Here is a 25,487-nt window from a genome sequence, read left to right as displayed (position 1 = left end):
TCGTCACGGTAGTCGCGTGCGGGTGCCGATACGGGTAGGCCACGAGTTCGGCGGATTTCGGAAAGATCCCGGACCTATACGCTCAGCGGCGATCGGCTCAGGCGGAGTCGGTGTCGCCGCTCGCCGATAGGACCCGGCCGGGCTCCAATGGCGGTCCGGCGACGGCGCAATTCACCTTGCATAGCGGTTCCGCCGAGGCGGGTGCGGTGGCCAGGGCATCGTCGCGGACGGTGAAGACGGCCAGCGCCGCCGCCGCGACCACCAGGACCACACAGGTCAGCAGGGCGATGCGGAAGCCGTGCTGGAAGGTCGAGGGATTGCTGTACGCGTCGCCGGTGAGTCCGGCCAGCGGTGGAATGGCCGCCACGGCAAGGAGTCCGGCCGCGCGGGCCACCGCATTGTTGACCCCGCTGGCCACGCCCGCATGCCGTTCGTCGGCGGTGGCGAGCACGGTCGCGGTGAGCGGTGCGACGGCCAGTGTCAGGCCGATACCGAAGACGATGGCGGCGGGTAGCACCACGGTCACATACGAGGAGTCCGCGCCGATGCGGGTCATGAGCAGCATGCCGAGCGCGACCAGCAGCAGGCCGAGGGTGATCGGTTTACGCGGCCCGATCCGCTGCGCCAGCGCACCGGCGCGCGCGGAGAACAGCAGCATCAGCACGGTGCCGGGCAGCAGTGCCGTACCCGCCGCGATCGGACTGAAGCCGGACACCACCTGCAGGGTCAGCACCAGGAGGAAGAACACCACGCTCATCCCGCCGTACATGACGAAGGTGACGGCGTTGATCGCGGTGAACTGCTTGGAGGCGAAGACCTCCACCGGCACCATCGGCGAGGGTCCGTCATCGCGGGCGGATCGGCGGCGTTCTATGAGCACGAAGGCGATACCGGCCGCAATGCCCAGCAGTGCGCTGCCTATCACCAAGGCGCGGTTGGTATCTCGTTCCGGTGCGGTGGTGAGCGCGTAGGTGATCCCGGCCAGGCACAGCGCCGCCATTGCCGCACCGAGCACATCGAATTTGCCGTGCGCCTGCGAATCATAGGTTTCCGGTACATGCCGCGCGGCGACCGCGATAACCAGCAGTGCCAGTGGCACATTCAACAGGAACACCCAGCGCCAGCCCGCGTACTCGACCAGGTAGCCGCCCAGGAACGGTCCGATGGCGCCGGCCACGCCGCCCAGCCCGGACCAGGCCCCGACCGCGCGTGCTCGATCCTGCGGTTCGAACGACGCCTGAATGATCGCCAGCGATCCGGGCGTGAGCAGTGCTCCGCCGACACCCTGTAGCGCCCGCGCCGCGATCAGCATCGAAATATCCTGTGCCGCACCGCAGAGCGCCGAGGCGAGCGCGAACCAGATGACGCCGATAATGAATACGCGGCGCCGGCCGTACCGATCGCCGAGCGCGCCGCCCAGCAGAATCAACCCGGCCAGGGTGAGCGCGTAAGCATTGACGGTCCACTGCAATCCGGCCATCGAGGAGCCGAATTCGTCCCCGATCTTCGGCAGCGCCACATTCACGACGGTGGCATCGAGCATCGCCATTCCCGAGCCGAGGACGGTGGCCAGCAGAACCCAGCGCCCGGCGGCGGAGGACAGCTTGATGCTCGCGGTCATCTGCCCAAGGTAGCCCGGCACACCGACAGCGGCCGGGCGAATCACTACCGGCGGGTCAATTCCGGCGAAGTCGCCGAATGGGCGCTATGACCGGGTCAGTAGGCTGTACCCATGACAGCTTCGACCACCACTGAACTGGACAACGTCCGCGAGGTGGTGCATGCCGCGGCGCGCCGGGCTCGGGTGGCGTCACGCACGCTCGCTCAGCTCACCACGGCGCAGAAGGATGCCGCGCTGCACGCCGCCGCCGATGCCCTGCTCGCCGCGAAGGACCGGCTGCTGATCGCCAATGGCGAGGACATCGAGATCGCGCGCGCCGGCGGGACCGCCGAGGCACAGCTGGATCGGCTGCGACTGACCGAGGCTCGGATCGACGGGATCGCGTCCGGACTGCGGCAGGTGGCCGGGCTGCCGGATCCGGTGGGCGATGTGGTGCGCGGGTCGACGCTGCCGAACGGTCTGGAGATCCGGCAGACGCGGGTGCCGCTCGGTGTGGTCGGCATGGTTTACGAGGCGCGGCCCAATGTCACCGTCGATGCCTTCGGTTTGACGCTCAAGTCCGGTAACGCGGCGCTGCTGCGTGGATCGTCCTCGGCGGTGCGCTCCAATGTGGCGCTGGTGACGGTGCTGCGGGAAGCGCTTGCGGCGCAGGGGCTTCCGCAGGACGCGGTGCAGCTGCTGCCCGCCGATGATCGCTCCAGCGTGACCCATCTGATTCAGGCGCGCGGCCTGGTCGACGTGGTGATTCCGCGTGGCGGCGCGGGCCTGATCAATGCCGTGGTGCGGGATGCCCTGGTGCCGACCATCGAGACCGGTACCGGCAACTGCCATATCTTCGTACATCGCGATGCCGATCTGGAGATGGCCGAGGCCATTCTGATCAATGCCAAGACCCGTCGTCCGAGCGTGTGCAATACCGCCGAGACGGTGCTCATCGATGAGGCCATTGCCGAGACCGCGGTGCCGCGCCTGATCAAGGCCCTCGAAGACAATGGCGTCACCATCCACGGTGATCTGCCCGGTCTGGTGCCCGCCACCGAGACCGATTGGGCGGATGAATACCTGTCCCTCGATATCGCTTTGAAGGTCGTCCCCGATCTGGATGCCGCCGTCGAGCACATCAACCGGTGGGGCACCGGCCACACCGAGGCCATTGTCACCGGCGCCCTCGAGGCCGCCCGCGAATTCACCGGCCGGGTGGACGCCGCCGCCGTCATGGTCAATGCTTCGACTGCCTTCACCGATGGTGAACAGTTCGGCTTCGGCGCGGAAATCGGTATCTCCACGCAGAAACTGCATGCCCGCGGCCCCATGGGCCTGCCGGAACTGACCTCCACCAAATGGATTGTGTGGGGCGACGGCCAGATCCGGCCCGTCTAGTTCATTCGAAGAAAGGGCAGCACCCGTGGCTCCTACCGCAGCACCGATCCAGGAGCCGATCTTCTCGTCGGTCGACGATGTGATCGAGCGCCTCGCCGGAACCGGCTATCTGGCCGATAAGGCCACCGCCACTTCGGTTTTCCTCGCCGACCGGCTCGGCAAGCCCCTGCTCATCGAGGGCCCGGCCGGTGTCGGCAAGACCGAACTGTCCAAGGCGGTCGCCGAGGTCGCGGGCGCGGAACTCGTTCGCCTGCAATGCTATGAGGGCGTGGACGAGGCGCGGGCGCTCTACGAGTGGAATCACGCCAAGCAGATTCTGCGGATTCAGGCTTCCTCCGAAAACGATTGGGCCGAAACGAAGTCCGATGTCTTCACCGAGGAGTTCCTGCTCTCGCGGCCCCTGCTGACGGCCATTCGGCGCACCGAGCCGACGGTCCTGCTCATCGACGAGACCGATAAGGCCGATGTCGAGATCGAGGGCCTGCTGCTCGAGGTTTTGAGCGACTTCTCGGTCACCGTCCCGGAATTGGGCACCATCACCGCGACGCGTAAGCCGTTCGTGGTGCTCACCTCCAATGCGACCCGCGAGCTGTCCGAGGCGTTGAAGCGCCGCTGCCTGTACCTGCACATCGACTTCCCCGATGAGGATCTCGAGCGCCGCATCCTGGCCAGCCGCGTACCCGAGCTCAAGCCCGCCGTGGCCGCACAACTTGTGCGGATCGTGCACGTGCTGCGCGGTATGCAGCTCAAGAAGCTACCCTCGGTCGCCGAATCCATCGACTGGGCGCGCACGCTACTGGCTTTGGGCGCAAAGGATCTCGACGACAAGACGGTGCGCGCCACCCTCGGTGTGGTGCTCAAGCATCAGGCCGATCATCTGCGTGCGCAGTCCGAGCTGAAGCTGGCCTGACACCATGTCCGGCGGATCGAATACGCCCCGCGGATTGGTCTCCGCGGCCATGCGCGCGGTGAGTGGGGGAGCGGCCGCACAACCCGACCCCGGGCCGGCCGTGGAGTACGGGTTCTCCGGGCATCTCGTGGGATTCGTGGAAGCCTTGCGCGCCAGGGGGATTCCGGTCGGGCCGTCCGAAACCGTGGATGCCGCACAGGTTGTCACCGTGCTGGACCTGATGGATCGCGAAGCCCTGCGCGAGGGCCTGGCGTGTGCGCTGCTGCGGCGCACCACTCAGCGCGCCACCTATGACGGACTCTTCGATCTGTGGTTCCCGGCCGCGCTGGGCGAGCGGGTCGGGGCCGAGGAAGTCGAGATCCCGTATCGGCCGGATGGCGGCGTCGACATTATCGAGCTGCGAAAGATGCTGGCGGAGTTGCTCGTTCAGAACCCGTCCGGTGAGCGGGAGCGGCAACTGCAGGCATTGGCCGCGCAGATGGTCGATCAGATGGGGCAGTATCAGGCGGGGAGCGGGCCGTCCTTCTCGGCGTATCAGGCCATGAAGGATCTGCAGCCCGAAATCCTGGTGGCCAAATTGATCGCCGGTCTCACCGCCGGTATGGACAACTCCGACTTCGATACCGAGGTCGCCCGGCGTACGGCTCGCCAGCGCATCAAATCCTTCCGTGGCACCGTGGAGGCCGAAACCCGTCGCCGGGTCGCCGAGCGGATCGGCCGCGAACGCGTCGCCACCTACGGTGTGGCACGCCAGGCCGAGGATGCCGACTTCCTGCGCATCTCGCAGGCCGATCTGGACGATCTGCGCCGCTCGAGTCAGCGCCTGGCCCGAATCCTGGCCTCCCGCCTGGCTTCTCGCCGCCGCCGTGCCCGTCGCGGCGAAATCGACCTGCGGAAAACCCTGCGCAAATCCATGTCCACCGGCGGCGTCCCCATCCACCTGGAGACCCGCAAGCCTCGCCCCGGCCGCCCCGATCTCGTTCTGCTGTGCGATATCTCGGGCTCGGTGGCCGGATTCTCCAGCTTCACCATGGTTTTGGTGAATGCCCTGCGTGAACAGTTCTCCCGGGTCCGCATCTTCGCCTTCGTGGACCGCTCCGACGAGGTCACCCAACTCTTCGATTCGGTAACCCCGCTGGATCAGATCACCCGCCGTATCTTCACCGAGGCCGACGTCGTGGGTATAGAAGGCCACTCCGACTACGGCTCCGCGCTGGAGGGTTTCGCCGAGAACTTCCCCGACGCCGTCACCAGCCGCACCTCCCTGCTCATCCTCGGCGACGCCCGCAACAACTACCGCGACCCCGCCCTCGCCACTCTGGAACAGCTTGTCGCAGTGGCCAAACACGCCTATTGGCTCAACCCCGAAGCCGAGAAGAGCTGGGGCACAGGCGATTCCGCCGCCAAGAAATACGCCGAAGTAATCGAAATGCACGAATGTCGCTCCGCCCGCCAACTGACCGCCGTAGTAGGCCGCCTACTCCCCGTCTGAGGAGACCGCCGTGGACGTTCTCGCGTACTGCCTGGCCAAACCCGGTGCCTGGCAGGACGAACCGTGGGAGGGCGATGTTGTTGCCAAAGTCGGCGATAAGATTTTCGCCTTCCTCGGTGATGGTGAGGCCGTCGGGCTCAAGTACGGGACGCGGCAGGAGGACGACGAGCTTGTGGCGATCTACCCCGAGGATGTGTCGGCCTCGCACTACATCGGGCGGTACGGGTGGAATGCGATCAAGGTCGGCGGGAAGGTTCCCGAGGACGAGCTTCGCGAACTCATCGACCAGTCGTATGACGCCATCGTCGCCAAACTCCCGAAATCCAAGCGGCCCTGATTAGTGCGTCATTGGTGAACCATTGGCTGGTACCGGGACCGTGATGGCATGCGCCGACGCTCCTTCGCCCACCTGCTCCTCGCCGCCGTAGTCGCGGCCCAGACCGCCACCGCCGCGACGATGATCGCCCACGCCGACGCCATCCCCGGCTTCCGCACCTCCGAATATGTGTTGCAGGGCAACAACTACAAGGTCTCCGTCCCCCGAGTGGACATCGACGGCGTGGACGGCCCCTACCTGGCCGCCCGAGACGAATTCAACAACGCCCTGCGCGCGGCCGCCGACAAGTACATCGCCCAGGTGACCCCCACCCTGAACCTCAGCACCTCGGTCAATTTCAGCTATGTAGGCCCGCATGTCCTGAGCGCCGAATTGGGCGTCAACTTCTACCAGGAACACGGTGCCCACCCCTTCGAGCAGTACGTCACCCACACCACCAACACCGACAACGGCAAAGCCCTCCAACTGACCGACGTCTTCACCGACCTCACCGCGGGCCTGAATGCCCTGTCCCAGCAGGCCGCAATCCTCGTCCCCAAAACCAACGCGGGCGACACCTACTACAAACTCGGCATCCTCCCCACCGAACAGAACTACCGAGACTGGGCAGTCGACTCCGCCGGCCTGCGCATCTACTTCGGCGAAATCGCCTCGCACGCAGCCGGAAACATCGTCATCACCATCCCCTGGTCCACCCTCTGCAACGTCCTCTCCCCGCAGATGAAAACCCTCATCACCACGTGACCCGCAGTAGTCACCGAAAATGAAGTCGTGAAGTCGTGATGTCGTCAACCACCCCCCGTCATTCCCGCATGCTTTTGGCGGGAATCCACCGAAATCAGCTGAGCCACTTCAGGTGTGGATCCCGGCCAAAAGCACGCCGGGATGACGGGAGATGGCATCACACCTTGAATCTCGGTAGTCAGACGATCGCGGGGTACCGGTGGCGGGATCGGCCCGAGCGGGAAGAGTCACTATTACCCGTGATCACCTGTCCAGCAATATGTTTCGAATGAGACGAGACGGGGTGCGACGCCCGGTGCGATCAGGCCGCTTGGGTGAGGGCGTCGAAACGTTGGGCGAAGTGTTCGGCTTCGGCCGTGCGGATACGTGCGGCTACGCGTCTGATCGGGCGGAGTTCGCAGAGCAGGCGGGGGGAATTGACCTGGGATTCAAGAAGATCCAGGGCGGTGTGGGCTGCCGTGATCGCGGTTGTTGTGTCGCCCAGACCGGTGAGAGAAGCGGCGTAGTAGGTGCGATACGAGGCTTCGTCGCGGGGGAGGGTTGCGGGGCGATTGATGCTCTCGCGGAACAGGTTCGCGGCTTGGGAGTGCTGGCCGAGGAGCTTGCGGCCCCGCGCTTCGTGGACTCGGAGTTCGGCTTCGGTGACGTGATTCAGCCAGGCCGGATCGTCGCCGCTGTCGAGGCCGCGGTCGCATTCCCGGTCGACCCGGGTGAGGGCACGTTCGAACTCGCGGAGATCGCCGACCGCCGCGTATGCCGTCGACTCTTCTGCGGCTTTGAGTGCGTTCAGGCGGACCGAGGACACGCTGCGTACAAGTTCGGTCGAACGCTGGGCCAGGCGCACCGGTTCGAGGTTTGTGGTCGAGACGGCCGCCGCGAGGTTCGCGAGGTCGCCCACCGTCGCGGCGAGCAGGATGAAGTCGCGGCTCTGCTCGGCGAGTAGTACCGACTCCATGAGCTGTTGCCGTGCGAATTGCGGTCGGCCGCAGTCGCGGGCCAGCCAGGCCACCGTATTCGACAGCCAACCTACGGCGCTGGTGAGTTCGAGACCGACCGACAGGCTGTACGTGCCGTTCTCAACCAATCGGCGAACGAATCGATACTGCCGGTGCGCGCGTCGTGCGATCCCGCCACCGCCGTGCAGATTGTCGTGCACCCACAGTTGCTCGTTCAGCGTCCTGACATAGGCGAGATGCGCTGGTTTCACCTGAATCGGTGTTGTCCAGGCGGCTGTTCCGGTACTCGCCAATGCGGCCGTTAGCCCGAACTGTCGTCGATCCACGTTGTCGGCTCCTTCCCGGCCCCCCGTTTCGATGCTCCGCGCATCGTCCGGTTCGAGCAACAGCGGTAGTAGAGCCAGACGTGGAATCCCCAGCGCATCGGCGATACGCCGCAGTTCGCGCACATCGAAAACCGTTGCGACATCGCCACGCTCGACTCGGCCGGTATGGGCGCGATCCCAATGCAGGAGCTCACCGAAATCGGCTTGAGACAGCCCCATCGCCTTTCGGACCAGCGCCAGGGCCGGGCCGATTCGGCCTGCCGCCAACAGTTGGCGGAAGGGGGCGAATTCCCATATCGCGCCACCACTTTCATCGTCCATCGGGCCTCCCCGCGTCGATGCCATTGAAGAACTTTAGGTCGCAGACCGAAACCTCTGACATCGATCAGAGCAATCCTTGCTTGTCAACGGCAGATTCTGCACTTGTGGCAGGTGCACTTTCTGCCGTCGCTCGTACCTGGCCCGGCACCGAAGCTGAGTTCATTCACACCGGCACAGGGAGGTTCGGGATGACTCGTCCGTATATGGCTCCGCGGCCTTTGGGGTCGTCGCTGCCCAAAGCAGTGGGGTACCTGCGGTTGGAATTGAGTGGAAGTGCTTGGGAGCGGGAGGAATTGGCGTTGCTCGAGCTGGCGGGGCAGCACCGTTACGACCTGGTCAAGACCTTGCGAATCGGGCCGCAGGTGTGGGAACCGGTGTCGCGGTTGCTGATTGTGGTGCGGCGGATGGGTGCGGAAGCGGTGGTTACGCCGACGCTGGACCATGTCGGTGCACCGGAGGAGGTGCAGCGGGTGTGTCATCTGATCGTCGGCTCGCCGGGGCTGATTCTGCCGCGGCTGAACAGCTTCGGTGGCGGGCGGTGAGTGCTATGGCGGACTGGATCACCTTCGCGATGGTTGTGCTCGGTCAGGTGGCGGTCGCCGCGCCGATTCTCATTGCCGGAATCTGGTGGCCGCAGGCCGAACAGGTGCGCGGAACTCGGCCTATTCGGAGCCGTCACCGGGCGGTCCGGCATCGGAACCACTCGCTGTGGGGAGTTCGCGAGCACGTCCGGACGGGTGGGTAAAAGGCCCGGTTTGCCCGGTCCGGACCGCCGCTGCCGGGTTGTTCCAATAGCCCCCGGTAAGCTCGGGTTTTGTGCATACGAACGGGCGCCGCAAGTTGGGGGTGATGGGCGGCACCTTCGACCCCATCCACCATGGGCACTTGGTCGCGGCCAGTGAGGTGGCGAATCGGTTCGCGCTGGATGAGGTGGTGTTCGTTCCGACGGGCCAGCCTTGGCAGAAAGCCGACCGGTACGTCTCCTCGGCTGAGGACCGGTATCTGATGACCGTCATCGCCACCGCGAGCAATCCGAGTTTCTCGGTCAGCCGCACCGATATCGACCGCGGCATCAAGACCTACACCGTCGACACCCTGCGTGAGCTGCGAGAACAGTATCCCGACGCGGATCTGTACTTCATCACCGGTGCCGACGCGCTGGCCAGCATCCTCACCTGGCAGGATTGGGCCGAACTGTTCGAACTGGCGAAATTCGTCGGAGTGAGTCGTCCGGGGTACGAATTGAACATCGACCATCTGGCCGAACACCTCCGCGACTACCCCGCCGACGCCGTCACCATGATCGAGATTCCCGCCCTGGCGATCTCGTCCAGCGAATGCAGAAGGCGGGCAGGCGAAGGCCGGCCGGTGTGGTACCTCGTCCCCGACGGGGTCGTGCAATACATATCGAAGCGGCACCTGTATGTGCCGGACAGCAACGGGAAGGTAGCAGCAGGGTGAGCGCATCCGTCGAAGCGGTGAAGATGGCAACGGTGGCCGCATTGGCGGCCGACGAGAAGCTGGCATCGGACGTAGTAATTCTGGACGTCTCGGAACAGCTGGTGATCACCGACTGCTTTGTGATCGCGTCCGCGCCCAACGAGCGCCAGGTCAACGCGATCGTCGACAATGTCGAGGACAAACTGCGCGATGCCGGGTACAAGCCGGTGCGTCGCGAAGGCACCCGCGAGGGCCGCTGGGCACTGCTCGACTACGTCGAGATCGTCATCCACATCCAGCACAATGACGAGCGCGACTTCTACGGCCTCGAGCGCCTCTGGAAGGACTGCCCGCAGGTGCCCGTCGCAGGACTCGAAGACCAGCGCGCAAAGGCAGAGGCTGCCGGAGACGATGAGGCCGGAGCCGAGTAGTGAGCAAGCTTGCCGGCGTCCGCCGGTTGATTCTGTTGCGGCACGGGCAAACCGAATGGAATGCCACCGACCGCATGCAGGGCCAGATCGACACCGAACTCAGCGATATCGGCCGCCGCCAGGCCAAGGATTGCGCACCCGAGATGGCGACCGATGATGTCATCGCCATCATCTCCTCGGATCTGCGGCGTGCCCACGACACCGCGCTCTGCGTCGGCGACCACGCCGGACTGCCCGTCGTCACCGACACCCGGCTGCGCGAAACCAACCTCGGCCAATGGGAGGGCCTGACCCACCACGAGGTCGACGCCATCTCCCCGGGCGCGCGCAAGGAATGGCGGCTGGACCCCAACTTCACCCCACCCGGCGGCGAATCCAAACTGCAGGTCGGCGCGCGGGCGCTGCCCCTGGTGCACGAACTCTTCACCGAGCGCGCGGATTGGCCGGGCCATACCATCATCCTGGTTGCGCATGGTGGGTTGATCGCGGCGCTGACCGCGGCCATCCTCGACCTCCCGCCGGTGAACTGGCCCGCCATGGGCGGGCTCGCCAACACCAGTTGGGTGCAGTTGACCAGCCACGGTCCGAGTCTCGAACGGCCCGGCTGGCGTCTCGACGTATGGAACGCGCTGGCGAAGGTAGCTCCCGATGTCCTCTGACACTGCCGGAGAACGGCAAGTCTCCGATGAACTGCTGCGGCAGGCATCGGAGGTGACGAGCGTCCGGCAGGTGCCGGACGCGCTGTTCGGTGCGCCCGCACCGGCTTTCAGCGCCGAACCGGCCGCTTCGGCCGAACGGCCGGTGCTGTTGGTCATCGCCGACTCGCTGTCCTATTTCGGACCCAGGGGCGGGCTGGCCGCGAACCATCCCAAGATCTGGCCGAATCTCGTTGCGGCCGAACTCGGTTGGGACGTGGAGCTGGTCGCGCGGATCGGCTGGACCTGCCGCGACGCCTACTGGGCACTCATCGGCGACCCGCGCGTGTGGGCGACCGTCCCGCGCGCCGGGGCCGTGGTATTCGCGACCGGCGGGATGGATTCCCTGCCGTCGCCGCTGCCGACCGCACTGCGCGAGCTGATCCGTTATGTACGACCGTCTTTCGCCCGGCGACACGTGCGCACGGCCTATAACTGGCTGCAGCCCAAGCTTTCTCCATTGGGCTGGCCGGTGGCGCTGCCGCCCGCGGTCAGCGTCGACTACCTCGAACAGTCGCGAAACGCGTTGGCGGGCTTGCGACCCGAGCTGCCCATGGTCGCGGTGCTGCCGTCCGTACATCAGTGTGACGCGTACGCGCGGCATCACAGCGGACGCGAACCGATGGTCAAGGCGACGCGCAAGTGGGCGGAGGCCAACTCCGTGCCGCTGGTGGACCTCGGAGAAGCCGTGCGCGAGAACGTCTTCCACGGTGAAGCCAATCCGGACGGTATCCACTGGGGCTGGGAAGGGCACGTCGCCGTCGCACAGGCCATGGTGAAGGTGCTCTCCGAAGTGACCGCCGGTCAGGCACGGACTGTATGAAAGGCGTTGCGCGCGAGGAGGATCGCTAGCCGATGGCCGTCGTGGTTGTCACCGACTCGTCGGCCAGCCTGCCCGCCGATCTCGGCGCCGAGCTGGGCGTGCTCGCGGTACCGCTGCATGTGCTCGTCGACGATCGGGAGATCCGGGAGGGCGTGGACGACTGCGAGATCGACTACAGCTCGTCCACGGTCACGACCTCCGGGGCGTCGCCGGGTGATCTGAAGGGCGCGTACGAGCGGGCGCTGGAGCTCAGCGACGGGGATGGTGTTGTCGCCGTGCATATTTCGCGGCAGCTCTCCGGTACCTGGGAGGCCGGGCGGCAGGCGGTGCGCGATATGGACGCAGCCGGCCGCGTGCGCCTGGTCGACTCGCTCAGCGCCGGGCTGGGCACGGGGCTGCCCGTGCTGGCCGCCGCCCGGCGGGCTCGCACCGGGGCGCCACTGGATGTCGTCTACGACTCGGCGATCGCCGCCGCCAGTCGCGGGCGGGCATTCATCGTGGTCAACCGCACCGAACAACTGCGCCGCGGTGGGCGATTGAGCAGCGCCGCGGCATTCTTCGGCACCGAACTGGTCACCAAGCCGATTCTGCAGATGGTCGAGGGTCGCCTCGAGCTGCGCGAGAAGGCACGCACCCGGTCGAAGGCGTTTGCCAAACTCGTTGCGGCAGCGGTCGATGCGGCCGGTGACGATGGCGCGGCGGTAGCGGTACAGCACCTCGGTGCGGAGGATGCGGCGAACACCATCGCCGGTCAACTCCGCGACCTCATTCCCGGCATTCGCGAGCTGATTGTCGCCGAGTTCGGACCGACTCTCGGAGTGCACCTCGGAGTGGGTGCGGTCGGCGCGCTCGTGGTACCCCACGGTTGCGGCTGAAGCTGCGAATTCGCAGTTCACAGCGTTGGCGTCGCCATTGACGTGATGTGGAATCACGTTGTCCACAACGCCGAAAAGTATCCACAGGCTCAGCAAAACCCCAGGTCGCCCCCGAGGCCGAATCCGCCCGCGACCATACTGTCGGACCCATGCCACGAACCGACGAACGCAGCGAGGTCAGCCGCCGCCTCGGCGGCCTCACCGACCCGCCCGGCGCCCCACCACAATTCATCCCGACCCCACCCCACCCACCCCGCTGGAACGCGGAATCCCTCCGCACCCCATGCCGAACGACCCGCAGCTGCGACGCCGACGGCTGGGAGCCCGACCCATCCGAGTGCGATCAGCACTCGGATCAAATCGAGCGCGGGCAGCGCCTCGACTCGGTTGACCGGGAGCTGCGCCCGGATTCGGTTGAGCGCGAGCTGCGGCCGGATTCGGTTGAGCGCGAGGAGTGGCTGATCTCGTCCGAGCGCATGCCAGACTCGGAAGTGCGATATGACCTGGACCCGCCCCGTGGTGCGTCCGCTGAATCCGGCGGTTCGTGCACTCCCGCATGGCTTTCCGAGCCCTGCGGTCCCGTCTCGCTCTGGCACGAACGCCTGGTGCCCGAGCGCTTCCGTGGCACCAGGTGGGATCCGGGTCCGCGCGGCGCGCTCGTGCTGGCAATGGTGGCGGCCGTCGCGGTCGTCCTGGCGGCACTCGTCTCATTCCGGGAAAGGCCCGTAGCGCAACCGGTTCCGCCCATTTCCGTCGCCGGTGAAACCGCGATGCCGGACACCGCGACCGCGCCGGGGGACGGCTCCGCGGTCGCGCCGGGAGTCGCGCCGAACGGCTCTGGTCCCAAGTCCACCGTGCCTACGGGCGGGGGGAGCGCGGTGCCCAATGGCCGTTCCGCCGCTCCCGCGAACCCACCCGCACCGATCCCGGCATCGGAAACGCCTGCCGCCGCACGAAATTCAGCCGGCGACCCGACCGAAACGAACGGTCATCCGGCCTCGACCGGCGAGCTGGTGGTCAGCGTAATCGGTTTGGTCGAGCACGGCGGCCTGCGTCGCTTCCCCTCCGGAGCCCGCATCGCGGATGCCCTCAAAGCCGCGACTCCCCGCCCCGAAGCAGACCTTTCCGGCCTCAACCTCGCCCAACACCTCTGCGACGGAGATCAACTCGTAATCGGCCGCACCGGCCCCCGCACCGGTAACCAGCAGGTCCAGGTCGGTAGCAAAGTCATCAGCGCCGCCGGAACCCCCTCGGCCGCATCGGCATCCACCGGCCCGCCCCGCACCACCGGCCCCGCGGCGAAGATCAACCTCAATACGGCGACCGAAGCCCAACTCGACACCCTCCCCGGCGTAGGCCCCATTACCGCCCGCGCCATCCTCACCTGGCGCACCCAACACGGCCGCTTCACCTCCATAGACCAACTCGCCGAAATAGAAGGCATAGGCCCCGCCCGCCTCAACCGCCTCCGTACGGCGGTGACGATATGACCGGCGATGAGAAGAGCGAGCGGAGTGCCGAGAACGCGGCAGTAGAGGTGCCGGAGGAGTTGGATGCGCGGTTGGTGCCTGCGGCATTTTGTTGTTGGGGGGCAACGATTGTGGCGTTGGTAGGTGGGTGGCGGGTGGGGGTTTGTACCGCAGTGGGGTGTTTGTTGCTGGCGGTGGGGTTGTGGGGGTTGATGATTCGGCCGGAGGGGAGTGGGTGGCGCAAGGGAGTGGGGTGGGTGATGTTGGCGGCGTTTTCGGTGGGGGCGGGGTTTGCGGGAGCGGGGGCTTGGCATGAGTGGGAGGTGGCGGGGCATCCATTGCGGTCGGTGGGGAAGGGGGAGCGGGTTCGGGTGACCGTCGCGGTAGCGGATGACCCGAAGGCATTGGTGGAGAAGAAGTTCGGCGGGAAGAAGGTGATGTTGCGGGCCGATCTGGTCGAGTTTCGGGCAGGAGGGGAGGTGGTGCGGGGTGGGGGAGCGGTGCTGGTGCTGGCACCCGAGGTGGGGTGGAAAGGGTTGTTGCCGGGACAAGAGGTGGTGTTTCGGGCCCGGGTTTCGGGAGCCTGGCGGGCGGATTTGACCGTGGCTGTGCTGCGGGCCGACGGTCCACCCATCGCGGTGGGAGCAGCGCCCTGGTGGCAGCGGGCAGCGGGACGCGTCCGGGAGGACTTCGCGGGGGCGGCGCAGCGGGCCCTGCCGGGCGATGCGGCGGGATTGTTGCCCGGGCTGGTGATTGGCGACACCTCGCGGCTCCCGGAACGGGTCCGGGAGAACTTCAAGGAGACCGACCTGGCACACCTGACCGCTGTGAGCGGTGCGAACATCACCATTTTGCTTGGAGCCGTGGTGGTTTCGATGCGCGCGCTGACCGTCGATCCGCGGGTGGGGGCCGTGGCGGCGGGGATTGCGCTGGCGCTGTTCGTGATTCTCGCGCGGCCGTCACCGAGTGTGCTGCGGGCGGCGGTGATGGGGGCGGTCGCGCTGCTGGCGCTGTGCACCGGACGTAGGAAGCAGGCACTACCCGCACTGTGTACCGCGATCATCGGACTATTGGCATGGTCGCCGCAGCTGGCGGTCGATGCGGGGTTCGCCCTGTCGGTGCTGGCCACAGCGGGGCTGATTGTGCTCGCACCAGGCTGGTCGGATTGGCTTCGCGCACATGGGTGGTGGCGGGTGCCGGCCGACGCCTTCGCGGTGGCGGCCGCGGCATTCGTGGTCACCACGCCGGTGGTCATTGCTATTACCGGGCATCTGAGCCTGGTCGCCATCGGGGTGAATGTGCTGGTGGAACCGGTGATCGCGCCGATCACCGTGCTGGGAGCCATTGGGGCCGTACTGGCTTGCTGCTGGGCTCCGCTCGGAGAGTTGGTTCTGTTCTGTACCGCACCACCACTATGGTGGCTGCTCACCGTGGCCGATCATGCCGCCGAACTCGGAGCCTCGGTCACCCTGCCGACCGGGATTCGCTCGGGCGTGATCGCCGCCGTGCTGTGTGCGCTTCTCATCGCGGGGTTGCGTCCGCGTCCGCAGCGGGTGGACGTACCGCCCTGAGCGGGACACGCCGGGGACGATCTGCGGCGGGTGCGGGGCGACTCGGTGGCCGAGGGCGAACGGGTGCCGGGGTTGTCGGGGCGGGCTCGTAGGATCGGCGGGGTGAGCCAACGACCCGCGCCCCTGCATCTCGTGCTCGGTGATGAAGAACTGCTGATCGAGCGGGCGGTGTCGGCGATTACCGCGCAGGCGCGGGCCGCCTCGTCGGAGCCGAATTCCATGCCGGTGGATCGGTTGCGGGCGGGGGATGCGAGCGCTCCGGAGTTGGCGGAGCTGCTGAGTCCTTCGCTCTTCGCCGAGGATCGGGTGATTGTGCTGGAAGCCGCCGCCGAGGCGGGGAAGGAAGCGGTCGCGGTGCTCACCGATGCCGCGTCCTCGCCGCCCGAGGGCGTGGTGCTGGTGGTGCTGCACTCCGGGGGCGGGCGCGCCAAGGCCCTCGCACCGGCGCTGCAGAAGATGGGCGCGGTGGTGCATCAGGCCGCCAAACTCACCAAGGGCGGTGAGCGAGTCGAGTTCGTGCGCAATGAGTTCCGCGCCGCGAATGTGCGCGTCGCACCCGACGTGGTGCAGGCGCTGATCGAGTCGATCGGCTCCGATCTGCGCGAATTGGCCGCCGCCACTTCACAATTGATCGCCGACACCGGCGGCAAGATCGATGTCGCCGCCGTGCACCGCTACTACTCCGGCAAGGCCGAGGTCACCGGCTTCGACGTCGCCGACCTGGCCGTCTCCGGCGACCGCCCCGCCGCCATGGAGGCGCTGCGCTGGGCCACCGACCGCGGCGTCCCCGCCGTCCTGCTCGCCGACGCTCTCGCCGATTCGGTGCACACCATCGCCCGCGTCGGCTCCGCGGGCCGCGGCGACCCGTTCAAACTCGCGGGCGATCTCGGCATGCCCCCCTGGAAGGTCAAAAAAGCCCAGGCCCAGGCCCGAGGCTGGACCGGAGCCACCATCGGCGCGGCCCTGAAGATCGTCGCGGGCCTCAACGCCGACGTCAAAGGCGGTGCGGCAGATACCAACTACGCCCTCGAACACGCCCTCGCCCGCATCCTGGACCTCCGCGAATCCGCCTGACCGGCAAAGGATTGCGAACGCGCTATGGCGTCCAGGTGATCTCGCCGCCGGCGAACTTCTGTGCCTTGCCGTTTTTGTAGTCGTACTCATCGCTGGTCGGGTAGCCGTAGCGCCCGTTCTCCGACCCGTTGCGCACCCACTCGTCGCGAATCGCGCCCCAGACGGTGCGGGTGCCGCCCTTCTGTGAGGTGTAGATGGCCCCGCCCTCGAAGAGCTGGTAGCGGCCGTCACCCTTATTGGTCTTGGCCTCATCGGAGATGGGGAAGCCCAGCGGGCTGTTCTCCCACCCGGCGGCGGCGTACTTGTCGCGAATCGCGCCGCTCAGCACATGCGTGCCGGAGCCGATCGACCAGTAGATCGACCCGCCCTGGAAGTGCTGGAACCGTCCGGGCTTACCCGTCGACCCCTCATCGGTGGTCGGGTACTTCAGCATCCCGGACTCCGAGGCCACCCCGCGCCACTTATCGCGAATGGCCCCGCCGATAGCGTGCGCATTGGTCGCCGGAGTCCAGTAGATGGCGATATTGTTCGCGAACTCCTGCGTCTTACCCCCACCGCCGGAATCGGTCTCCGGCCCGGTCGGATCCCCGAAGAACCCCGGCCCACCCGCCTGGTCGTACTCGACCTCGATCGCCCCGCCCACATCGAACGGCCCGATCGGCCGGGCGGCAGCCGTGCCAACCCCGCTGATCAACGCGAGCGCGACCGCACCGGCGGCCACCGCCCCACGCGTCAAGGACGAATTCTTACGGCGTAGCGGTATCAAAAGGATCTCCCAACGCAGGTGGTAAAAAACGTCCCCCGACGTTTATGCGGGCCACAGCCCAGTCGCAGCCATCCTGCAGGGAACCGACTCCCTGAGCAAGTAACCCCTGGAAAATGTGACGCAACAACTGATTTCGTACGGTCGGGGTAACTCACCGGGTACGTCCAAAATCGCGTGGGCACCCAACGCAAGTACGCGTGCCCAACGGTCAACGGCACTCAGCCGCGCGCTCGAGTTTCGGAGAGGAGGGCGAGCACGACAAAACCGCCGTGGTCTTCGTGGCCACGGCGGCTGTTCGATGCATAAAGGTCGGTACGTATACCGGGGTAATCAGCCGAGCTTGTTGAAAGCCAGCGACAGCGCCGACTTCTTGTTGGCGGCCTGGTTGGCGTGGATGACGCCCTTCGAGGCAGCCTTGTCCAGGCTCTTGCTCGCGGTCTGGAGCAGCTCGATCGCCTTGTCCTTCTCGCCCGCAGCAGCGGCCTCGCGGAACTTGCGGATCGAGGTGCGCAGCGCGGACTTGACCGACTGGTTGCGCTGACGCGCAAGTTCGTTGGTGCGGATCCGCTTCATCTGGGACTTGATGTTGGCCACGCTTGTTTCCTCGTGTTCCTTCGTTTGGTGGTTTATGCGGGAAGCAAAGTCTTCGGGCGCACTACGCAGCCTGTAGCGCAGCACCGACGGTCGAGGTTACCAGGACACGGCCCAGGGTAAGAAATCGACCCTGTCCGCAATCGCCCCGATACGAGAAATTTATCCCCGTCGAACTGCGTGTTGCTCCTGCGTGATGGACTATTTTTGCATGACCCCCGCCGCAGCCGCACGAGCGGCCGCGGCCGCTCATGAAACGAACGGCCGCACCGAGATAGCCGGTGCGCGCACAGGAGTGTTCGAGGGATATCGCCCCGGGCGCTACGCACACGCATATGACGAGATGTTCGACTCGTCCGGTCGGCCCCGAGCGCCCTATCGCGGCATTTTCGCCGCTTTGGCCACCATCGACGCATCCGACCTGGCAGCCCGGGCCGAAGCACTGGCCCGCGCCTTCGTGGATCAGGGCATCACCTTCTCGCTCTCGGGCCAGGAGCGGCCTTTCCCGCTCGACCTGGTACCCCGGGTAATAGCCGCCGCGGAGTGGACCAAACTCGAGCGCGGCATCAAACAGCGGGTGCGCGCGCTCGAGGCCTTCCTCGCCGATGTCTATGGCGAGCAGACGATTCTGCGCGACCGGGTCATCCCGAAACGGCTCGTCACCTCGTGCGCGCATTTTCATCGCGAGGCCACCGGATTGATTCCGCCCAATGGCGTTCGCATTCACGTCGCCGGTATCGACCTGATTCGCGATGAGCACGGTGATTTCCGCGTGCTCGAGGACAATCTGCGCTCCCCGTCCGGGGTTTCGTATGTGATGGAGAACCGCCGCACCATGGCGCGCGTCTTCCCGGACCTGTTCGCCTCGCATCGGGTGCGTGCGGTCGGCGACTATCCGAGCAATCTGCTGCGGGCCCTGCGCTGCGCCGCCGCGCCCAATGAGGCCGATCCGACCGTGGTCGTGCTCACGCCCGGCGTCTACAACTCGGCCTATTTCGAACATTCGCTGCTGGCCCGGCAGATGGGTGTCGAACTGGTCGAGGGCCGGGACCTGTTCTGCCGTGACGGTGTCGTCTATATGCGCACCACGGCGGGGGAGCGGCAGGTGGATGTCATCTACCGCCGCATCGACGACACCTTCCTCGATCCGATGCAGTTCCGCCCGGACTCCATGCTCGGTATCGCCGGACTGCTGAACGCGGCCCGCGCGGGCTCGGTGGTGCTGGCCAATGCCGTCGGCAATGGCGTCGGTGACGACAAGCTGGTCTACACCTATGTACCCGCCTTCATCGAGTACTACCTGGGCGAGAAACCCGTTCTGCCCAATGTGGATTCGTACCGCTGCTGGGAGCCCGACGAGCGCGACGAGGTGCTCGATCGGGTCGCCGAACTGGTGGTGAAACCGGTGGAGGGGTCCGGCGGCTACGGCATCGTCATCGGCCCGGACGCCACCCAGAAGGAGTTGGACGCGGTGCGCCGCAAGGTGCGCGCCGACCCGCGCGGCTGGATCGCCCAGCCCGTCGTGCAATTGTCCACGGTGCCAAGCAAAATCGGCCCGCGACTGGCACCCCGGCATGTGGACCTGCGCCCCTTCGCCGTCAATGACGGTGACGACATCTGGGTGCTGCCCGGCGGTTTGACCCGCGTCGCATTGCCGGAGGATTCGCTGGTGGTGAATTCCAGCCAGGGCGGTGGGAGCAAGGACACCTGGGTGCTGGCCCCGAGAACCTCTGTGGCAGAACGGGAACTGGCCGGTGAACAGCTGGTCAGCGAACTGGCCATTCCCAATGATCGCGATCAGTCGCGTGACCCCTCGCCCGCACGGGCAAATCAACAACAGCAATAGCAGTGCGCTCCGTCGACTCCAGCCCAAAGTTCGCGGCCCGCCCCGCTTCTGGACTGACGGAGCGGGGGAGCGAAGCGGAGGAGCGTAGAAGGGAAGAAGCGGGGTCACCAGGGCCGCGAACAGCCGCAGCGTAGCGGAGGCAAATTAGATACAGCTAGGCGGTTGAAATATGTTGGCGCGCAATGCCGAATCCCTGTTCTGGATCGGCCGGTATATAGAACGCGCCGAGTACACGGCGCGTATTCTCGATGTCGCGGTACATCAATTGCTCGAGGATGCCACGGTGGACCCGGACCGCACCTCCCGAGTTCTGCTGCGGGTCTTGAGCATTGATCCACCGGAGGAGGAGCTCGATGTCTGGTCGGTGACCGAGCGCGTCGCCTTCGGTCGCGACCATGGCGGTTCGATTGTCGACTCTGTCGGCAGAGCCCGCGAGAATGCCAGGGGCGCAAGAGAAGTCGCGTCCACGGAAATGTGGGAGTGTCTCAATGCCACCTATAACGGTCTTGCCGCCGCCGAGCGGGCTGCCCGGGCACTCGGCCCACATGAGTTCTGTCACTACATCACCGATCGTGCCGCCATGTTCGCCGGACTCTCGGACTCCACTTTGAGCCGGGATGACGGATACCGATTCCTGCTGCTCGGCCGCTCCATAGAACGAGTGGATATGACTGTGCGACTATTGCTTTCACGTGCGGGTGATCGCACATCGTCCCCGGCGTGGGTGACGGTATTACGCTCGGCCGGAGCGCACGACCCCTATTTGCGAACGCATCGTGGCGTTCTCGACGCCAATCAGATCGCCCAATTCATTTTGCTGGACCGGCTTTTCCCGCGCTCGGTATTCCACTCCCTGGGGGTCGCCGAAACCTGCCTGCAGGAACTGGATCAACGCCCCAACAGTCGCTTCGCCGCCAGACAGGAGGCACATCGACTATTGGGCCGGGCCCGCAGCGAACTCGAATTCCTGCCCGCGTCGGTCCTGCTCGAGGACCTACCCAGTCGGCTGCTCTGGCTCCAGGAAACCTGCCACGAAGTCGGAGAAGCCGTGGCGCTGCAGTACTTTCACGCCGAAACCTGGGTCGCCTGGACCGGTTTGCACGGCCGTAACGGCAACAGGGTCGAGGAGGCGGTATGAGTTGGCGCATGCGAGTGGTGCACACCACGGGTTATGTCTACGAGGCCCCGGTGTCCCGCTCCTTCAATGAGGCGCGCCTGACCCCGCGCGCCGACAGCAGACAGAACGTCATCCTCAATCGTGTCGAGACGGTGCCCTCCACCCGCTCCTTCCGCTACGTCGACTACTGGGGCACCACGGTGACCGCCTTCGACTTGCACGCCCCACACACCGAATTGGAGGTCACCAGCGCCTCGGTGGTGGAGACCGAACCCTTCGTCGGACCCGCCGAGGAGCTCGCCTGGGAAGAACTGCGCGCCGACGATATCGTCGACCGCTTCGACGAATTGCTCACGCCCACCGCGTATGTGCCGCGCGAACGCCGCCTCGCCCCGGTGGCCCGGCAACTCGCCCGCGGCGTCCCGCCCGCCAAAGCCGTTGTGCGCGGCGCGGAATGGGTACACCGCGAAATGAACTACCTGGCCGGAACCACCGATGTACACACCTCCGCCGTCGAAGCCTTCGCGGAAAGGCAAGGCGTCTGCCAGGATTACGCGCACCTGACCCTGCTGCTGTTGCGCACCATGGGGATTCCCAGCCGTTACGTCTCCGGCTATCTACATCCCGACCCAGCCGCCGAGGTCGGGCGCACGGTCGCCGGGCAGATGCACGCCTGGGTGGAGGCATGGACCGGGCAATGGTGGGGCTACGACCCGACCAACAACATCCCCGTCACCGAGCAACACGTATCGGTCGGAGTGGGCCGTGATTACGCGGATGTGCCCCCTTTGAAAGGTATCTTCAGCGGAAGCGGGTCCACTGACTTGGAGGTGGAAGTCGAGGTCACACGACTCGCGTAATGCGTGATGCAGCAGAACACAGGTGCTCTCCCTCCAGGGCGGGTCGATCCGGGAAGGTGGCTGATGTCTCCCACAGCGCAGGAAGTAACCGAAGAACTCGCCGAGCTCGAACCGATCGCACTGGGCAGGAAACTGTTCGCCGAGGGTCTGGGCACCTTCGTGCTGGTGCTCGGCGGTGTGGGCACCGCGGTGCTGGCCGGTAACCGGGTCGGTGCGCTCGGCGTGGCGCTGGCCTTCGGCTTCACGCTGATGTTCCTGGTCTACGCCATCGGGCCGATCTCCGGCTGCCATGTGAATCCGGCGGTCACCGTGGGTCAGCTACTGCTCGGTCGGATTTCGGTCGCGGTCGCGGGAATGTACTGGGTGGCGCAGATCGTCGGCGGTCTGCTCGGCGGCACGGTGATCTACGCGATCGCCAAGAACCTGCCGACCTACAGCCGGGCCGAGGAAGGGCTCGCAGCCAATGGCTGGGGCGCGCACAGCCCGTCGAGTGTCGAACTCGCCGGGATCACCGTCAACGGATACGGGCTGGCAGCGGCGATCACCGTCGAGGTGGTGCTGACCGCGCTGCTGGTGTTCGTGGTGCTGGCCTCCACCGATCAGCTCTCGGACGTGCCCCTCGCGGGTCTTTCGATCGGCATCACCCTGACCGTGATTCACCTGATCTCGATCCCGGTGGACGGCACCTCGGTGAACCCGGCGCGCAGCATCGCGGTGGCATTCTTCCAGGATGGCGCGCCCGCACAGCTGTGGGTGTTCATCGTGTTCCCGCTCATCGGCGGCGTGCTCGGTGCGCTGGTCTACGGCCTCCTGTTCGGACGCTCACGAAACATGGTGAGCTGATACCTCTTCGGGATTCCCGGGCCCCCGTTCCTTTCGGAACGGGGGCCCGGCGCGTAGGTGGGGAAGGGGGTTCCGTGCCTTCAGAACGGGGGCGCGGTGCGTGGGAGGGAAGGGGGTTCCGTTCTTTTCGGAGCGGAACTCTGTTGTGCGGGAGGGGTGGGGCATCTGCTGTCGGGCGGGCGTTTGGGGTGGGTGGGCGTTGACCGGTCGGGTCGGTGGTTGTTGAGCGTTGACGGGTCGGGTCAGCGGTTGTTGAGGAGTAGGGCGTATTGGGCGGCGGCGCGCTGGCGGACGGTCTTCTCGTCCTGGGCGGTGACCAATGCCCAGTAGCGGCCGTCGGATACGTAACAGCGGTAGCGGGTTTCGCGTTGGTTGTCGGTGGCGTCCTTCGCGCGGAAGCAGGCGGCGTCCGGGACGCCTTCGGGTGCGGTGGTCGGGGTGTCGCCGTTCGAGGTGGCGGCCGCCAGGACGCGGGTGTGCATGGCCTGTACGTGCGTCTCGTCCGGCAGCCGCAGCAGCCACCAGTTGCCGATGAACGCGGCGCGGTCGACATCGTCGCGGTTCGGTTCGCCGGTGGCCGGGCGGCGGCCGAACAGGTGGGTCAGTGCGCGCGGCCCGTAGACGACACCGGTGCCATTGGCGAAGGCGAACCAGGTCGTCTCCGCCGGGGTACCGGTCGGACCGGCCGCCGGGTACGGCCACTTCGCGGGATCGGGATGCAGTAGCCGGCGCAGCATGCCGTCGCTGTCGAATGGCATGGCGGACAGCCTGTCCGGTGCGGTCGGCTTGAACCCGTCGAGCAACGGCAGCTCCGCGGTGAGGGCGGCCGCCGTGCGTGCGCCGAGCGCCGCGGTATCCGGGGTCCGATCGGCCACGTACACCACCACGACATACGACTGATGCGCCATGGCGGTGATCAGCACCGGTGACCGCACTCGCGAAACGGCGTACGCGTCAGCGAATCCCGGGATGTCGACCCGGCGGGTACCGGGGCTCAGGGCGGCGGCGGCCGCGGCTATCCGCCCGGCCACCAGCCGCGCGATCGGGTCCTCGCGGAAGCTCAGCACCGTCATGCGCAGCACCTTGGACTCGCCGATTGCCGGTCCGCCGGCGTTCGGATCATCGGTGCCATTCACGGCGTAACCGGCGATCATGCCGTACTGGGCGATCGGATCGAGCGCGATCTCCGGTGCGAGTACCGCCGTGCGACCGGGGGTGGGCAGCAGTGCCGAACCGCCGTACACCAGATCCTTGTCGAAATCGGTCGGCTTGATCACCGCCTCGCCCAGGCGCACCGATTCCAGGACACGCCCGTAGGTGTCATTGTCATTGGCGGGCGCGGCCTGTTGTTCGGTGGCAACCCCGCCCACGTCGAGTGCGGGCAGCTTCGGCTTGGCCGGCTGGGCGGTGCCCGGTACGACCTCGCCGCCGCAGCCGCTGAGCACTCCGGCCAGCATGGTCAGGCTCGCGGCGATGGTCGCCGTGCGCCGGAGCGCCCGCCGCATCTGTTCGTTCGTCACAACCTGGTCCTCGCTAGATCGGGGCGGTGGGCCACCACTGGTCGTAGAGTTCGCGACCGGAATTCGCGCCGGTGATCCGCAGCTTGCAGAATCCGCGCGCGGCGTCGAAGCGAATATTCAACTGGCCCCGGGGTTTTCCGTCACTGTCGAAGGTCTTCCACTCCGCCGTTCCGGTGCCGGACGCACGCGACCAGGCTTCATTGCCCTGCGATTTATCGGTGATCTCCACCGCGGGCATGGTCGAGTGATCGGAGTTGCAGGTCGCCCACAGGGTGGTATCGCCATTCGAACAGACCAGCACCGGCAGATCCAGCACCTCGGCAATGGGCACCGCTTTGCTCTTGTCGTCGGAGGCGGTGCAGCGCAGATCCTGATACCCCCGACCCGAAGGCGTCGCCGGAAGCAGCGTCGGGAAGGCGTCGACAATGACACCGAAAGCCTGCCAGGGAGATCCGGCGGCAGCCGAGGTGCTCGGCGCATCCGGCGCACCCGGCCCGGAATCCGTTGTGCGGGTGACCATCACCGCCACGGCCACGACTGCCGCGAGCCCCGCGACCGCCGCAAGCAGCACCGCGCCACGTCTGCCCCCGGTCGTGCCCGGCGCACGAGGACGTCGACCCGGACCGGACGGTTCTTCGTGCAGGGCCGCCACCGCTGCCGCCGCCAGTTCGCCACAGCCGGCATAGCGGTCGCCCGGGTGTTGCGACATCGCCCGGGCGACAACCGAATCGAGTGCGGGAGGCAGGGACGGATCGATGGCGCTGGGCACCGGGCGGGGTGCGGTCAGATGGGCGTGCATGACCGCGGCGGCGGTCTCGCGCGGGAACGGGGCCGCGCCGGTGAGTAGTTGATAGAGGGTGCCGCCAAGGGCGTAGACATCGGTGCGTTCGTCCAGCACCCCGCCGCTGATCTGCTCGGGTGCGGCGAAAGCCAGTGTGGCGAGCACCTTGCCGACGGCGGTGGGCCCCGTGGATTCCGTTGTCGTGCGGGCGATTCCGAAGTCGGTGACCAGCGCCCGATCCGCACCGGCGGCCGTGCCGGGTTCGATGAGGATATTGGCGGGCTTGACATCTCGATGCAGTAGTCCGGCTCGATGTGCGGCGTCGAGTCCCCGCGCCGCGCCGCTCACAATGGCTACCGCGCGCTCGGCGGGCAGTCCGCGGGCATGCTGTTTCAGCAATTGCGCGGCGTCGTAGCCGTCTACGAATTGCATGGCGATCCACAGCATTTCGGCATCGCTGCCGCAGTCGTAGATCGTGACGATATTGGGGTGATCCAGCCGTCCGGCGAGTTCGGCCTCACGCAGGAACCGCGCCCGGAACTCGGCGTCGGCACCCGGTGTCAGGATCTTCAGCGCGTCCTTACGCGGCAGGCGCGGGTGCTGGGCGAGGTACACGCTGCCCATTCCGCCCGTGCCGATACGCCGTTCGATCCGATATCCGGCGACCACCGCACCCGGCCCGAATGTGCGCACGCGCG

General features: G+C 66.5%; 25 protein-coding genes. 19 read left to right on the top strand and 6 right to left on the bottom strand.

What is annotated here, in order from left to right; all coding sequences use genetic code 11:
• Window positions 1-97: 97 nt before the first annotated feature.
• Complete coding sequence (locus GFY24_RS16845; RefSeq protein ID WP_153805994.1) at window positions 98-1,621, bottom strand: MFS transporter; 1,524 nt, start codon at window positions 1,619-1,621, stop codon at window positions 98-100.
• Window positions 1,622-1,732: 111 nt separating this feature from the next.
• Here GFY24_RS16845 and GFY24_RS16840 point away from each other — a divergent pair, with 111 nt between their 5' ends.
• The 5 genes from GFY24_RS16840 to GFY24_RS16820 are packed head-to-tail and all read left to right on the top strand — an operon-like array spanning window position 1,733 to window position 6,484.
• On the top strand, window positions 1,733-3,001 hold the full coding sequence (locus GFY24_RS16840) for a glutamate-5-semialdehyde dehydrogenase (RefSeq protein WP_153805993.1): 1,269 nt from the start codon (window positions 1,733-1,735) through the stop codon (window positions 2,999-3,001).
• A 25-nt stretch (window positions 3,002-3,026) separates the two neighbouring features.
• Window positions 3,027-3,911: a MoxR family ATPase gene (locus GFY24_RS16835; RefSeq protein ID WP_309230953.1), complete on the top strand. Its 885-nt coding sequence runs from the start codon at window positions 3,027-3,029 to the stop codon at window positions 3,909-3,911.
• Between the two features lie 49 nt (window positions 3,912-3,960).
• Window positions 3,961-5,403, top strand: coding sequence for a VWA domain-containing protein (locus GFY24_RS16830; protein ID WP_153806225.1), 1,443 nt, complete (start codon window positions 3,961-3,963; stop codon window positions 5,401-5,403).
• Window positions 5,404-5,413: 10 nt separating this feature from the next.
• Window positions 5,414-5,740, top strand: coding sequence for an MmcQ/YjbR family DNA-binding protein (locus GFY24_RS16825; RefSeq protein ID WP_309230952.1), 327 nt, complete (start codon window positions 5,414-5,416; stop codon window positions 5,738-5,740).
• A 48-nt stretch (window positions 5,741-5,788) separates the two neighbouring features.
• On the top strand, window positions 5,789-6,484 hold the full coding sequence (locus GFY24_RS16820) for an RsiV family protein (protein WP_153805992.1): 696 nt from the start codon (window positions 5,789-5,791) through the stop codon (window positions 6,482-6,484).
• 301 nt (window positions 6,485-6,785) lie between these two features.
• Here the strand turns inward: GFY24_RS16820 and GFY24_RS16815 are convergent, their stop codons facing one another.
• Complete coding sequence (locus tag GFY24_RS16815) at window positions 6,786-8,087, bottom strand: helix-turn-helix domain-containing protein (RefSeq protein ID WP_194852901.1); 1,302 nt, start codon at window positions 8,085-8,087, stop codon at window positions 6,786-6,788.
• 188 nt (window positions 8,088-8,275) lie between these two features.
• Between GFY24_RS16815 and GFY24_RS16810 the strand changes: the two genes are divergently transcribed.
• From GFY24_RS16810 to holA, 10 genes are all read left to right on the top strand, one after another.
• Entirely contained in the window at window positions 8,276-8,629 is a 354-nt protein-coding gene (locus GFY24_RS16810; RefSeq protein WP_153805990.1) for a hypothetical protein, read from the top strand.
• A 5-nt stretch (window positions 8,630-8,634) separates the two neighbouring features.
• Window positions 8,635-8,832, top strand: a complete 198-nt coding sequence (locus tag GFY24_RS16805; RefSeq protein WP_153805989.1) for a hypothetical protein — start codon at window positions 8,635-8,637, stop codon at window positions 8,830-8,832.
• Window positions 8,833-8,903: 71 nt separating this feature from the next.
• Window positions 8,904-9,548, top strand: coding sequence for a nicotinate-nucleotide adenylyltransferase (gene nadD, locus GFY24_RS16800; protein ID WP_375336055.1), 645 nt, complete (start codon window positions 8,904-8,906; stop codon window positions 9,546-9,548).
• Window positions 9,545-9,958, top strand: a complete 414-nt coding sequence (gene rsfS / locus GFY24_RS16795; RefSeq protein ID WP_309230951.1) for a ribosome silencing factor — start codon at window positions 9,545-9,547, stop codon at window positions 9,956-9,958. Before nadD ends, rsfS begins: the two co-directional genes overlap by 4 nt.
• Window positions 9,958-10,617, top strand: a complete 660-nt coding sequence (locus tag GFY24_RS16790; protein ID WP_309230950.1) for a histidine phosphatase family protein — start codon at window positions 9,958-9,960, stop codon at window positions 10,615-10,617. The genes rsfS and GFY24_RS16790 overlap by 1 nt, the downstream gene beginning before the upstream one ends.
• Window positions 10,607-11,476 carry a diglucosylglycerate octanoyltransferase gene (octT, locus tag GFY24_RS16785; RefSeq protein WP_228566387.1) on the top strand — a complete coding sequence of 290 codons (870 nt, stop codon included), beginning with the start codon at window positions 10,607-10,609 and terminating at the stop codon, window positions 11,474-11,476. Before GFY24_RS16790 ends, octT begins: the two co-directional genes overlap by 11 nt.
• 32 nt (window positions 11,477-11,508) lie before the next feature.
• Window positions 11,509-12,351, top strand: coding sequence for a DegV family protein (locus GFY24_RS16780; RefSeq protein WP_153805988.1), 843 nt, complete (start codon window positions 11,509-11,511; stop codon window positions 12,349-12,351).
• Between the two features lie 149 nt (window positions 12,352-12,500).
• Entirely contained in the window at window positions 12,501-13,841 is a 1,341-nt protein-coding gene (locus tag GFY24_RS16775; protein ID WP_153805987.1) for a ComEA family DNA-binding protein, read from the top strand.
• A 350-nt stretch (window positions 13,842-14,191) separates the two neighbouring features.
• Window positions 14,192-15,391 carry a ComEC/Rec2 family competence protein gene (locus GFY24_RS16770; RefSeq protein ID WP_309230949.1) on the top strand — a complete coding sequence of 400 codons (1,200 nt, stop codon included), beginning with the start codon at window positions 14,192-14,194 and terminating at the stop codon, window positions 15,389-15,391.
• Between the two features lie 102 nt (window positions 15,392-15,493).
• Complete coding sequence (gene holA / locus GFY24_RS16765; RefSeq protein WP_309230948.1) at window positions 15,494-16,465, top strand: DNA polymerase III subunit delta; 972 nt, start codon at window positions 15,494-15,496, stop codon at window positions 16,463-16,465.
• A 22-nt stretch (window positions 16,466-16,487) separates the two neighbouring features.
• Here holA and GFY24_RS16760 read toward each other — a convergent pair whose 3' ends face one another.
• Both GFY24_RS16760 and rpsT read right to left on the bottom strand, forming a co-directional pair.
• On the bottom strand, window positions 16,488-17,201 hold the full coding sequence (locus GFY24_RS16760; RefSeq protein ID WP_153805985.1) for an LGFP repeat-containing protein: 714 nt from the start codon (window positions 17,199-17,201) through the stop codon (window positions 16,488-16,490).
• 360 nt (window positions 17,202-17,561) lie between these two features.
• Window positions 17,562-17,825 (bottom strand): 30S ribosomal protein S20, encoded by a 264-nt coding sequence (rpsT, locus tag GFY24_RS16755; protein WP_309230947.1) that lies wholly within the window; start codon window positions 17,823-17,825, stop codon window positions 17,562-17,564.
• A 208-nt stretch (window positions 17,826-18,033) separates the two neighbouring features.
• Here rpsT and GFY24_RS16750 point away from each other — a divergent pair, with 208 nt between their 5' ends.
• The 4 genes from GFY24_RS16750 (at window position 18,034) to GFY24_RS16735 (ending at window position 22,488) form a co-directional block, all read left to right on the top strand.
• The gene (locus GFY24_RS16750; RefSeq protein WP_153805984.1) at window positions 18,034-19,668 is read left to right on the top strand and encodes a circularly permuted type 2 ATP-grasp protein; all 1,635 of its coding nucleotides are present in this window, start codon (window positions 18,034-18,036) and stop codon (window positions 19,666-19,668) included.
• Window positions 19,669-19,837: 169 nt separating this feature from the next.
• The gene (locus GFY24_RS16745) at window positions 19,838-20,806 is read left to right on the top strand and encodes an alpha-E domain-containing protein (protein ID WP_153805983.1); all 969 of its coding nucleotides are present in this window, start codon (window positions 19,838-19,840) and stop codon (window positions 20,804-20,806) included.
• Entirely contained in the window at window positions 20,803-21,645 is an 843-nt protein-coding gene (locus GFY24_RS16740; protein ID WP_153805982.1) for a transglutaminase family protein, read from the top strand. The genes GFY24_RS16745 and GFY24_RS16740 overlap by 4 nt, the downstream gene beginning before the upstream one ends.
• Window positions 21,646-21,708: 63 nt before the next feature.
• Window positions 21,709-22,488 carry an aquaporin gene (locus tag GFY24_RS16735; protein WP_153805981.1) on the top strand — a complete coding sequence of 260 codons (780 nt, stop codon included), beginning with the start codon at window positions 21,709-21,711 and terminating at the stop codon, window positions 22,486-22,488.
• Window positions 22,489-22,730: 242 nt separating this feature from the next.
• Here the strand turns inward: GFY24_RS16735 and GFY24_RS16730 are convergent, their stop codons facing one another.
• A complete protein-coding gene (locus GFY24_RS16730; RefSeq protein ID WP_153805980.1) occupies window positions 22,731-24,008 on the bottom strand; it encodes a hypothetical protein in 1,278 nt (425 codons plus the stop codon).
• A 13-nt stretch (window positions 24,009-24,021) separates the two neighbouring features.
• Window positions 24,022-25,482 (bottom strand): serine/threonine-protein kinase, encoded by a 1,461-nt coding sequence (locus GFY24_RS16725; RefSeq protein WP_153805979.1) that lies wholly within the window; start codon window positions 25,480-25,482, stop codon window positions 24,022-24,024.
• Between the last annotated feature and the right edge of the window lie 5 nt (window positions 25,483-25,487).

This window comes from Nocardia sp. SYP-A9097 (assembly GCF_009649815.1).
Classification (GTDB): Bacteria; Actinomycetota; Actinomycetes; order Mycobacteriales; family Mycobacteriaceae; genus Nocardia.
Note: the sequence above shows the minus strand (reverse complement) of the source record. Positions and strands in the feature narration are given on the sequence as shown.